This is a genomic window from Streptomyces sp. NPDC057137, assembly GCF_042670825.1.
Taxonomy (GTDB): Bacteria; Actinomycetota; Actinomycetes; order Streptomycetales; family Streptomycetaceae; genus Streptomyces.
Genome location: NZ_JBHUUW010000024.1, coordinates 77690 through 89072, shown reverse-complemented (window position 1 = coordinate 89072; position 11383 = coordinate 77690). Strand labels below are relative to the sequence as shown.

10 protein-coding genes and 2 pseudogenes are annotated in these 11383 nt (G+C 72.5%); 7 read left to right on the top strand and 5 right to left on the bottom strand.

Annotated elements, in window-relative coordinates; genetic code table 11:
* Nucleotides 1–21 precede the first annotated feature (21 nt).
* From ACFT9I_RS20540 to ACFT9I_RS20530, 3 genes and pseudogenes are all read left to right on the top strand, one after another.
* Nucleotides 22–748: pseudogene (locus ACFT9I_RS20540) on the top strand (response regulator transcription factor); the annotation flags it as partial.
* Between the two features lie 358 nt (nt 749–1106).
* Nucleotides 1107–2216 (top strand): sensor histidine kinase, encoded by a 1110-nt coding sequence (locus ACFT9I_RS20535; protein WP_382566113.1) that lies wholly within the window; start codon nt 1107–1109, stop codon nt 2214–2216.
* Between the two features lie 54 nt (nt 2217–2270).
* Complete coding sequence (locus tag ACFT9I_RS20530) at nt 2271–3065, top strand: isocitrate lyase/phosphoenolpyruvate mutase family protein (protein WP_382566111.1); 795 nt, start codon at nt 2271–2273, stop codon at nt 3063–3065.
* Here ACFT9I_RS20530 and ACFT9I_RS20525 read toward each other — a convergent pair.
* A complete protein-coding gene (locus ACFT9I_RS20525) occupies nt 3024–4109 on the bottom strand; it encodes an NAD-dependent epimerase/dehydratase family protein (RefSeq protein WP_382566110.1) in 1086 nt (361 codons plus the stop codon). The two genes, ACFT9I_RS20530 and ACFT9I_RS20525, sit on opposite strands and share 42 nt — an antisense overlap.
* A gap of 188 nt (nt 4110–4297) precedes the next feature.
* Between ACFT9I_RS20525 and ACFT9I_RS20520 the strand changes: the two genes are divergently transcribed.
* Nucleotides 4298–4639 carry a DUF5713 family protein gene (locus ACFT9I_RS20520; RefSeq protein ID WP_382566154.1) on the top strand — a complete coding sequence of 114 codons (342 nt, stop codon included), beginning with the start codon at nt 4298–4300 and terminating at the stop codon, nt 4637–4639.
* A gap of 250 nt (nt 4640–4889) precedes the next feature.
* Here the strand turns inward: ACFT9I_RS20520 and ACFT9I_RS20515 are convergent.
* Nucleotides 4890–5033: pseudogene (locus tag ACFT9I_RS20515) on the bottom strand (helix-turn-helix domain-containing protein); the annotation flags it as partial.
* A gap of 128 nt (nt 5034–5161) precedes the next feature.
* Here ACFT9I_RS20515 and ACFT9I_RS20510 point away from each other — a divergent pair.
* Nucleotides 5162–5659 (top strand): ATP-binding protein, encoded by a 498-nt coding sequence (locus ACFT9I_RS20510; RefSeq protein ID WP_382566108.1) that lies wholly within the window; start codon nt 5162–5164, stop codon nt 5657–5659.
* Nucleotides 5660–5915: 256 nt separating this feature from the next.
* Here ACFT9I_RS20510 and ACFT9I_RS20505 read toward each other — a convergent pair whose 3' ends face one another.
* Together ACFT9I_RS20505 and ACFT9I_RS20500 are read right to left on the bottom strand one after the other, a co-directional pair.
* Complete coding sequence (locus ACFT9I_RS20505; RefSeq protein WP_382566106.1) at nt 5916–6596, bottom strand: hypothetical protein; 681 nt, start codon at nt 6594–6596, stop codon at nt 5916–5918.
* A gap of 226 nt (nt 6597–6822) precedes the next feature.
* Nucleotides 6823–7179: a hypothetical protein gene (locus ACFT9I_RS20500; protein ID WP_382566104.1), complete on the bottom strand. Its 357-nt coding sequence runs from the start codon at nt 7177–7179 to the stop codon at nt 6823–6825.
* A 268-nt stretch (nt 7180–7447) separates the two neighbouring features.
* Here ACFT9I_RS20500 and ACFT9I_RS20495 point away from each other — a divergent pair, with 268 nt between their 5' ends.
* Complete coding sequence (locus ACFT9I_RS20495) at nt 7448–8974, top strand: alpha/beta hydrolase (RefSeq protein ID WP_382566102.1); 1527 nt, start codon at nt 7448–7450, stop codon at nt 8972–8974.
* Between the two features lie 38 nt (nt 8975–9012).
* On the opposite strand, the gene ACFT9I_RS20490 is transcribed toward ACFT9I_RS20495, so the two are convergent.
* Complete coding sequence (locus ACFT9I_RS20490) at nt 9013–10305, bottom strand: CAP domain-containing protein (protein WP_382566101.1); 1293 nt, start codon at nt 10303–10305, stop codon at nt 9013–9015.
* Nucleotides 10306–10616: 311 nt separating this feature from the next.
* Between ACFT9I_RS20490 and ACFT9I_RS20485 the strand changes: the two genes are divergently transcribed.
* Complete coding sequence (locus tag ACFT9I_RS20485) at nt 10617–11312, top strand: class I SAM-dependent methyltransferase (protein WP_382566153.1); 696 nt, start codon at nt 10617–10619, stop codon at nt 11310–11312.
* Nucleotides 11313–11383: the final 71 nt, after the last annotated feature.

Here is an 11383-nt window from a genome sequence, read left to right as displayed (position 1 = left end):
GCGGAGTGCGAAGGTGGACGTATGCAGAGCAATCCCCCTGGAGGCGGCGGTCCCGCGCACGTGCTCGTGGTGGACGACGACCCGACCGTGGCCGAGGTCGTCGCCGGCTACCTCGACCGGGCCGGCCACGACGTCGCCCGCGCGGCCGACGGCCCGTCCGCGCTCGCGCACTTCGCGCGCCGGCGCCCGGACCTGGTCGTACTGGATCTGATGCTGCCCGGCATGGACGGCTTCGAGGTCTGCCGCCGGATGCGCCAACAGGGCGGCCCGGTGCCGGTGATCATGCTGACGGCGCGCGGGGACGAGGAGGACCGCGTGCTGGGCCTGGAGACGGGCGCGGACGACTACGTCACCAAGCCGTTCAGCCCACGGGAGTTGGTGCTGCGCGTGGAGTCGGTGCTGCGCCGGGCACGGCAGTCGGTGCCGCTCGGTTCGTCGCCGGCCGAGAACGTGCTGCGCACGGCCACCCTCACCCTGGACCCGACGGCCCGCCGCGCCACCCGCGACGGCGCCGAACTGGCGCTCACGCTGCGGGAGTTCGACCTGCTGGCGTTCTTCCTGCGGCATCCGGGGCGGGCGTTCTCGCGCGAGGAGCTGATGAGCGAGGTCTGGGGCTGGGACTTCGGCGACCTGTCGACGGTCACGGTCCATGTCCGCCGCCTCCGCGCCAAGATCGAACACGACCCGGCGCGGCCGAGGTTGATCCAGACGGTGTGGGGGGTGGGGTATCGCCTGGCGGGGGCGGGGGCGGGTGCGGGTGCGGAGGATTCGCGTACGGAGGCCGCGCGCGTTGCCGACGACCCGCCGAACGCGCCTACCGGGCCTGCGACGCCGGGCACCAAGGAGGCGCCCGCCGCCGGCGGCCTCGCCCCCACCACGTGGACGACGATGCCGGGCCAGGTGCAGTCGCCGACCGTCGATGGACGGCCGAACCCGCCCGCAGGGACTACCACCGCGCCCGCCGAACCCCGCACCGCGCCCGCCGGGATTACCACCGTGCCCGCCGGGACCGGCGCCGCCCCCACCCCGCCCGGCCACGGCGACACCCACCCCCGCCCCGACCTGAACCCCCACCCCCACCCCCACCCCCAAGGACCCGACCGGCCATGACCGACATGTTCCTCATCGCCCTCATCGCGTTCCTCGGGGCCGCCGCCGCCGGGCTGCTCGGGGCCCTCACACTGCGCCTCCTCCGGCACCGGTCGCTCGTCGTGTCCGTGACCGTCGTCGCCGCCGTCGCCGTGACCGCCATGCTCGCCGGGACGCTCGCCGTCGCCTGGGCGATGTTCCTCTCTCCGCACGACCTGAGCGTCGTCACGACGGTCGTCGCGATGGCCGCCGTCGTCTCCCTCCTCACCGCCGTCCTCCTCGGACGGTGGATGGTCGCCCGCAGCAGGGACCTGACCCTGGCCGCACGGTCGTTCGGCGACGGCGGCGTCTTCGCTGCGCCCGTCGAACCCGCGACCGCCGAACTGGCCGCGCTGACGCGCGAGTTGGCGGCCACCAGTGCCAAGCTGGACAGTTCGCGCGAGCGTGAGCGCGCGCTGGAGACCTCGCGGCGCGAACTCGTCGCGTGGATCTCGCACGACCTGCGGACGCCGCTCGCCGGGCTCCGCGCCATGTCGGAGGCGCTGGAGGACGGCATGGCCGTCGACTCCCCGCGATACCTGCGGCAGATACGTACCGAGGTCGAGCGCATGAACGGCATGGTCGGCGACCTCTTCGAACTCTCCCGGATCCACGCGGGATCACTCACCCTGACCCCCACCCGCATCTCCATGTACGACCTGGTCGGCGACGCCCTGGCCGGCGCCGACCCGCTGGCGCGCGAGCTGGGCGTACGGCTCGTGGGAGACCGTATCGACGCCGTACCGGTGGAGGTCGACAGCAAGGAGATGAGCCGCGTCCTCGGCAATCTGCTGGTCAACGCCATCCGCCGGACCCCGGCCGACGGCACGGTCGCCGTCACCGCGCGCCACTCCGAGGGCGGGGTGGTGCTCTCGGTGACGGACGGCTGCGGCGGGATCCCGGAGGAGGATCTGCCGCGGGTGTTCGACACTGGCTGGCGCGGCAGCGACGCCCGTACGCCCCCGGCCGGGGCGGGCCTCGGACTCGCGATCGTGCGCGGCATCGTGGAGGCCCACGAAGGCCGGGCGGCGGTCCGTAACGTCACGGGCGGCTGCTGCTTCGAGGTGACGCTCCCCGCGGCGGCCTGATCCCGGCCCTCCCGCTTACGGCGCCGGGCGACCTGCGCTCCGTACGGTTCACGTATGACTCGCTCAACTTCCCGCGCCGGCTTCCGCGCCCTGCACCACCACGACCTGCCCCTGGTCCTCCCCAACGCCTGGGACGTCCCCTCGGCCCTCGCCTTCGTCGAGGCCGGGTTCGAGGCGGTCGGCACGACCAGCTTCGGGGTCGCCTCCGGTCTCGGCCGCCCGGACGGCGGCCGGTCGACGCGCGACGCGAATCTTGCCCTGGCCCGCGCGCTGGCACCGCTGCCGGTGCATGTCAGCGTGGACATCGAGGACGGTTACTCGGACGACCCGGACGAGGTCGCCGCGTACGTCTCCGCGCTGGTGGCGGTCGCGGGCGTCAACATCGAGGACAGCACCGCCGAGACGCTCGTCGAGCCCGCCGCGCACGCCGCGAAGGTCGCAGCGGTGAAGCGGCGTTGCCCGGAGGTGTTCGTCAACGCGCGCGTCGACACGTACTGGCTCGGCCAGGACGCCACCGTCGCCGCGACGCTGGAACGCGCCGCGCGCTACGTCGAGGCGGGCGCGGACGGCGTGTTCGTCCCCGGCGCCACGGACCCCGCCGTGCTGCGCGAACTGGCGGCGGCCGTCCCCGTACCCCTCAACGTCCTCGCGATCCCCGCTCTCTCGCCCGCCGAACTGGCGGAGCTGGGCGTACGCCGTGTGAGTACGGGATCCCTGCCGTACCGGGCCGCGCTCCACGCGGCCGTCGCCGTCGCGGAAGCGGTACGGGGCGGCGGCAGCGTCCCCGAGGGGACGCCCTATCCGGCGCTACAGGCGCGACTCGTGGACTACGCCTCCGGGCTCGCGTAGCGGCGCCGTCGCGAACTCCGCCATGCCCTCGGCGAACCCCACCTCCGGCTTCCAGCCCAGCTCGTCGCGCAACGCCCGTGAGTCGGCGGTGACATGGCGTACGTCCCCGAGGCGGTACTCCCCGGTCACGACGGGCGCGGGCCCGCCGTGCGCCGCCGCCAGGGCGGCGGCCATCTCGCCGATGGTGTGCGGCTCGCCGCTGCCGGTGTTGTACGCGGCGAAGCCGGGGGCGACCGCCGTGGCGAGGGTGTCGAGCGCGGCCACGTTGGCGGCGGCCACGTCCCGTACGTGCACGAAGTCCCGCCGCTGGCCGCCGTCCTCGTACACACGGGGCGCCTCGCCGCGCGCCAGCGCGGACCGGAAGAAGGAGGCGACGCCCGCGTACGGGGTGTCGCGGGGCATCCCCGGCCCGTAGACGTTGTGGTACCGCAGGGACACGGCGCGCCCGCCCGTGGCGCGCGCCCACGAGGAGGCCAGATGCTCCTGCGTGAGCTTCGTCGTGGCGTACACGTTGCGGGGATCGGTGGGCGCGTCCTCGCCGACCAGGCCGGGTGTCAACTGCGCCCCACAGGCCGGGCAGTTGGGCTCGAACCGCCCCGCCTCCAGATCGACGGCCGCTCGCGGTCCGGGCCGGACCACGCCGTGGCGCGGGCAGTCGTAGCGCCCCTCGCCGTACACGACCATCGACCCGGCGAGCACCAGCGACCGCACGCCCGCGGCGGCCATGGCGGCGAGAAGCACGGCAGTGCCGAGGTCGTTGCACCCCACGTACGCGGGCGCGTCGGCGAAGTCCTTCCCGAGCCCGACCATGGCGGCCTGATGACAGACGGCGTCGACCCCACCGAGCACCGCGTCCACGCTCTCCCGGTCCCGCACGTCCCCGACGACCAGCCGCTCCCCGTCCCGCACCGGCCGGGGCAGGGCCCCGCCGTGCGCGGAGTGCAGCATCGCGTCGTACACGACCACTTCGTGACCGCGCGAGACGAGGGCCCCGGCGATCTCCGACCCGATGAACCCGGCTCCGCCGGTGACAAGTACACGCATGACCACCACGCTAGGCGCGCGATCACGGAGAGGTGCCCACCCGCGACGGCATGTCACGGGACCGTAAGATCCCGCCCCGCACCGTCCCGTACCGCACCGCCCCGCCCGTCCGCGCGGGATTGTCAGAGCCGTGGTGCAGGATCAACACGTCGGCTCTCGGAAGGGATCGGAAGGGGATGGGGATCGCCATGTCGATGACGAACCAGCAGGTGGCGGGGTACGCGTTTCTGCGCGCGCTGTATGCGGACGAGTACTTCCCGGATCACCTGCTCGACAAGGGGCGGGAGATCCTGCTTCGGCTTTGCGGGCGTATCGAGGCGCAGCGGCCTGTTGATCTGGCGGCGCTGTACGCGCTCACCGAGGGGGCGACGGAGGAGTTCAACCGCCTGCAGGAGGAGTTCTGGGCGGCGGGGAGTGAGATCGAGACCATGGCGCGTGACGAGATAGCCGGGGACTTCGGGTTCATCGCGGATGCCTACGGATTCGCGGACGCGGATCTGGAGGAGTTGGTCGCCGAACGCGACTGGTGAGGGACCGGTGTGGTCAGTCGACCTTCCAGACGATGTCCCCGCTGCGGCCGGGCGAGTACGTCACCGTGCCGACGACGGGACCCTGCCTTCCGACCTCGATGACGAGGTACCCCTCGGCGCTCTCACCGGGCTTGAGCTGTACGACCTCCGGCAGCGCGGGGCCCTGGACGGGCTCGAAGCCGGTGGCGGTCGTGCCGAAGATCTTCTCGCCCTCCCGAGCACCGACGGCCGTCCGGTACAGGGGTCGCTCCCCGGCGTCGAGCACTTCATCCGCCCGGTCGATGAAGACCGGCTGCGGAATCCGTCTGCCCTGCTCGAACGACGCGACCGACTGGGCCGCGTACCCCACCCGCTTCCCGAACTCCGTCCGGTCGAGGCCCGCCCGAACCCGCAGTCTCGTCCTGTGTCGTCATCCCGTCACCTGTCCCGAGCGCGTACACGCCGTACGCCGACGCGTACAACCGGTCCGCGACGGCGAGTCACCCCTGGTCACGCTATGCCACTGAGCGTCACCGTGGGGGCATGAACGGAAAACCCCCACTTCCCGTACGTCTCATCCGCGCCACCCAACCCCCAGCCCCCACCCACCACTTCACGATGCGCTTCTCCTCAACTCCGCGCGGTGCCCGTCTGGCCCGACGCCTGGCCGGGGAACGCCTCGACGCCTGGGGCGTTGCGTACGGGAGTGAGCCGCACGACGCGCTGACGCTGATCGTCGCGGAGCTGTGCGCGAACGCCGTGTGTCACGGACGCGTGCCCGGCAGGGACTTCCGGTTGGGGCTGACCGTCGCGCGCGTGGCCGACGGCGCGTCCGTCGGCGTAGAGGTCACCGATACACGCGGCGAGAAGCTTCCCGCCCCCGCCCCCGCACCCATTGGCCCGCCGGAGCCGCCACACGACGACGACGGCGGCCGAGGGCTCGTCCTAGTGGCCGCGCTCGCGGACGACTGGGGCTGGGACCCCCGCTTCGACGGGCCGGGCAAGACCGTCTGGGCGACGTTGGGCACCGTATCCCCGTAGGTGCCCGCGCCGGTCACGACCCGGCCTGCGGCTGACCGCCGTCGACCGGGACGTGCGCACCCGTTCACGGCTCCGGAAGTCGGCGAAAGCAGGAAGGCGATGCGATGCTCTCGTGCGCCATCCGCCATCCGCATCAGCCTCTTCGCCGCGCGGAGCAGTACCGGTGGTGAGTAACTGGGCGCGCTGCCAAGGGCGTTCATACGCCTGCCTGTGCCGTGCCCTCGGCGAGGGACGCGGTCGGCGGCGCGCCGGCCGGTCACTTCTTGCTGGTGTCCCAGGAGCTGGCGCCGAAGGTGCGTAGCAGGACGACCAGCGCGGCCCCAAGCCGCCAGTCCACTTCCGGCGCGTGCAGATGCAGTTTGTTGCCGCGGGATCTGAACTCCAGCGGGAGCTGCCCACCCGCGCGCCACTTGATGCGCCGTGGGGGCCGGGCGACACCACCCTCATTGCCGGGGGCACCGTCGAAAATGGAGACCAGGAGGATCAGCAGCTGTACGGGAAACGTCAGCCACCACATGCACCACCAGAAGATCCGGCCCTTGAAGCCCACTGCCTCGGGGCCGCCCGGCTGAGTCACGGTCCAGCGGGTGCGCAGGCCCCTGCCGCGGAGGGCCTTCTCGCGCCTGAGCGTGCCGATGAGCTCGCCGTGCGCACCGAGCGCCTGAAACGTCGCGACACCGCCGTTGGCTGACAGGGTCACCAAGGTGGCCACGCGCTCCCGGCGGTGCTCGTCCGCCCACAGGACGAAGGAGCGTGCGCCGCTCCTACGGGCCGCGAGGTATGCGGGTATGCCGTCCGGCGGCAGCTCGCGCTCCACGTACGCGACCACCTGGGCCGGTCCCGATCCGTCGGAGAAGTCGACCCAGTCCTTGACCGGCGCGGGAACGCCGTCGCGGACTCTCTCCCGGGAGGCTCTCATGCTCAGTACAGTGCTCACCCGACGTGCTCCTTCGTGCTTGGGCAGGTGCGGCTCCAGTCGCGCCCGCTCAACATCTGGTCAGACAACCCGCCCCACGGGGAGCGGAGTTGTTCGCCGGTCAGCCCGTCACGTCGTCCGTAGGCCCCCACCGCGATGTTCCCTACCACGCGCAGTCCCCCCGCCGCCGCCGTGAACGCAGACCGCATGGTATCCCTCGCCGCCGTCGTGCACGCCTGGCGGCGCCCTACGAAGGTGTGATTCCCGCCTGCCGCTGCTGCCGCACACGCCGCGTCATGAGCGCACCAGGGATGGCGACCGCGAGCAGGACCGGGATCGCGGCGGCGATCCCGAACCAGAGAAAGATGGCGAGGTAGCCGTAGGCACCCTTCCCCGCGTCCGCGTCCGCGTCCGCCTGTGCGAGGAGGACAAGGCTCACCACGAACGCAACCACCACGAGGACCGCGATGATGATTGCGAGCCAGATGAGAATGCCGGCCCATCGCCGATAGCCGGCGCTGACCCCCGGGGCTTGCGGTGGCGCGTACGCCCAGGGCGCACCGGGCATTTGGGCCCGGTGAGGGGCTGGCTGCTGGTCGGACATGGGGCCCAGTTCTACTGTGCGCGGCCCCGAAACACCACTCCCACCGCCGTGGCAAGGTTCTCCCGGACTGCCTTCATGAGGCACGCGTACGTTGTCCGGGTCGTGGTCGGGCACAACGAGCCCGTTCCTGTCTCCGCGAGGTGAGGGCAGCCGGAACCGGATCCCTCCGTGCCTGAAGTGCCTGAACGCGGCGCCGGGGGATACCCCCACCCCCCGGATGCCTGCCTGCCGCATGGGAAACAGCCGCCCCGTCAACAACCCTTGCAGCATGACGACTTACCGGAATCACAGCCAGAGAGCCCTCCTCCTCGCACTCTCCGCCGCCGCCGTCGCGGGCTCGTTGACCGTCGCCGGGCCGGCGGTCGCGCGGGGCGATGGTGGGGGTGGGGGTGGGCGGGGGATCGTGTGGGTGCCTTGTGCGCAGGCCGGGGGGCCGGTCGGGCAGGAGTGCGGGCAGTTGGAGGTGCCGCTCGACTACCGGAGGCCCGGTGGGGAGAAGGTGACGCTCGCCGTGAGCCGGGTGCGCAGTGAGCGGCCCGAGGCGCGGCGGGGAGTGCTGCTGATGATTCCCGGCGGGCCCGGTGGGTCCGGGGTGCAGGCGTTGGCCCGGAAGGGGAAGGCGCTGCAGGGGGAGATGGACGGGGCGTACGACATCGTGAGCTTCGATCCGCGTGGGGTCGGTGGCAGTACGACCGCGAGTTGCGGGCTCGACGTGGACGACCGGTATCTGGCGAACCTGCGGTCCTGGCCCGGTGCCGACGGGCAGATCGGCGAGAACGTGGCCCGCTCGCGCCGCACCGCCGAGGCGTGCGCGGAGAACGGGGGCGCGGTGCTGCGGAGTTTCACCTCCGCCAACGAGGTACGGGACATCGAGCGGTTCCGGCAGGCGCTGGGGGAGGAGAAGCTGTCGGCGTGGGGGACCTCGTACGGGACGTACATCGGGGCCGTGTACGCGCAGAAGTACCCGCAGCGCACGGACCGTTGGGTGCTGGACAGCAGCGGCGACCCCGACCACACGCGGGTCGAGCAGGGCTGGATGGCGAACACGTCGCAGGCCGTGGAGGACCGCTTCCCCGACTTCGCGGCCTGGGCTGCCGACCCGGCCCGGGACGCGGAGGGCGAGGGGCTCCGGCTGGCCGAACAGGCCGAGGACGTGCGGCCGTTGTTCCTCGCCGTCGCCGCGCGGCTGGACCGCGCGCCGAAGGAGTCGACCACCGAGGGCAACCCGCTGACCGGCAACATGCTGCGGCAGGCGTTCCTCAACGGCCTCTACAGCGACTCGGTCTTCCCGCAGCTCGCACGCCTCGTCCAGGCCGCCCAGGACCCGGCCGCCACGCCCGTGCTGACCCCGGAGATCGCCCAGCCGCTGCGCGACGAGGACGCGGCGGTCACGATGGGCGTCGTCTGCAACGACATTCGCTGGCCCGCCTCCGTCGGCGAATACGCGCGGGCCATGAAGGAGGACCGCGCCCGCTATCCGCTCACCGCGGGCATGCCCCGGAACGTGGGTCCCTGTGCCTTCTGGAAGAGCGACTACGCGGACAAGCCGACCCGTATCACGGACCGGGGTCCGTCCAACATCCTGATGATCCAGAGCCTGCGGGACCCGTCCACGCCGTACTTCGGTGGTCTGAAGATGCGTGAGGCGCTGGGCGACCGGGCCAGGCTCGTCACCGTCGACCAGGGCGGTCACGGGATGTATCTGGGCAACGGCAACGCGTGCGGCAACATCAAGGTCACCACGTTCCTGAAGACGGGCGAGCGGCCCGAGGGGGACGTGTACTGCGCGAGTTGAGCCGGGGAGGGAGGGGGAGGGCCGGCCTCAACCCGGCCCTAACCCGAACTGCCGAAGAGCTGGGTCCAGTACGTGGCCATCTCGCCGCCGCCGCGCAGGCCGATGCCTATGTGCGTGAAGTCCGGCTTGAGGATGTTGGCGCGGTGTCCGGGGCTGTCCATCCAGCCCTGGACCACCTCGGCGGCGGACCGCTGACCGCACGCGATGTTCTCGCCGATACCCCGGTGCGTGCAGCCCGCGGCGGCGGCCCGGTCCCACGGCTGCCGGCCGTCGGGGCTCGTATGGGAGTAGAAGCCCCGCGCGACCATGTCGTCGCTGTGCGCCTGCGCGGCCGCCGTCAGCCGGGGGTCGCCGGCCAGGGGGCGCAGGCCGGCGGCGGAACGCTCCGCGTTCGTGAGCGCGACGACGTCGGACGTGACAGCCGCCAGGCCGTGCGGGGTCAGCGGGCGGGCCCACACCGCCGTCCAGAAGATGTCGCCACCGGGGGCCGGGGCATGGGCGACGCCCACCTCGACAAGGGCGGGGTCGCGCACCGTACGGCCCATGCGGGTGTCGGTGAGGCAGTACGCGAGGAAGTCGGCTTCCGTACGAGGGCCGGAGACCAGTTGCTCGGCGACCGTCAGATAGGCGTATCCGTGGGACACGACCCGCTGGTGGAGGGAGACGCCGCCCGACCGGCCCCGTCCGGGCGCGGCGTCGAGCCGGCCCTTGGCGGCCATGGCGGTGCAGTGCGCCTGTGCCGCCGACGTGAGACGGGCGTCGGAGGTGACGGGCGGCGCGCCGGACCGTGAACGTTCGGCGTTGACGAGAGCGGTGAAGCCCCCCTCAAGGCCCCCCTCAGGGGTGGGGCTCTCCTCGGTCACCTCGATGCCGAAGTCGCGCGCCACCCCGGCCAGCCCGTCCGCGTAACCCTGGCCCAGAGCCCGCAGCTTCCAGCCGCCTCCCCGGCGGTAGATCTCCGCGAGCAGCAGCACGCTCTCGTGCGTCGGGCGCGGTGGCGTGAACCGGGCGAGGCCCCGGCCCGCGCTCCCCGTCACCGACAGCGTGGGCGCGGGCAGCCGGCCGAGCGGCACGGCCGGGTCGGCGGCGCTCACCACCACGGTGACCCGGCTCGCCCCCGCGCGCAGCCGCCCCACGTCCACCGTGACCGTGTCGGCCCGCAGACTCGCGCCGGGCGCCGACGGCTGGTTGTAGAAGACGAAGTCGCCGTCGTCGGAGACCTTTCCGTCCTCGCCGGTGATCAGCACGGACAGGTCGAAGGGCCCCGGCACCCGGATCGCGAGCGTGCCGCCGGGCAGCGACACGTTCCCACCGGAGATCAGATCGAGCATCGTGCCGCCTCCTTTCTGTCTGTTCCGGACGTTCGATGGGAGAACGCCGGGCGCGACCGGCAGGGTTCCCGCACCGTCCCTCATGGCCACCTCTCGCCATTTCGCACGCTCCGGGAACTCGGGCCCGCCACGCCGCGACAACTCAGAGGACGAGGACCGGACGAACGAAGAAGCGAAGACACACGGAGGCCGATGTGGCGAGCGACGCGGCGAGCGAAGGGGCCAGCGACGTGGCCAACGACGTGGCCAACGACGCGGCGAGCGACGACTGGTACGACGACGACAGCCTGTGGGTCGACTTCGCCCCCGCCATGTTCTCCGGCACCCGCGCCGAGACCGTCGCCGAGCTGGTCCGGACCGCCCCGCTGCTGGACTTCCCGCCCGGCTCCCGCGTCCTCGACCTCTGCTGCGGCCCCGGCCTCTTCCTCGTCCCCCTGGCCGCACGCGGCCACCGGGTGACCGGCGTCGATCTGAGCCCGGCCATGCTGGAGCGCGCCGAAGCCGCCTGCCGCGCGGCGGGCGCGGCGGACGTCACGCTCGTACGCGAGGACATGCTCACGTACGCCGCCCCCGAGGCCTACGACGTGATCCTCAACGTCTTCACCTCCTTCGGCTACTTCGAGGACGCGGACGACAACTTCCAGGTGCTGCGCAACGCGTGGCAGAGCCTCGCTCCCGGCGGCCGGCTGCTGGTCGATGTCATGGGTAAAGAGGTGCTCGCGGGCTGGATCGGCCGTCCACAGGCTGTGGATCTGCCGGACGGTTCGTACGTCGTGCAGCGCGACACCGTCCTGGACAGCTGGCGCAGGCTCCGGACCGACTGGACGCTTGTACGCGGCGAGAGTGCCCGCACCGCGTCCATCAGGTCGTTCCTCTACAGCGCGGCCGAACTGCACGACCTGTTCGTGGCGGCCGGGTTCGCGGACGTCGAGTGCTTCGGGGACTTCGACGGCGGACCGTACGACCAGACCTCGCGCCGGCTGATCGTCCGGGGTGTGAAGAAGTGACGCACCCGCCCGGCATCCGGAGACGCGGACCGCCCCGGCCCGCCCGCCCCGGCCGCCTGCCCGCCCGCCCC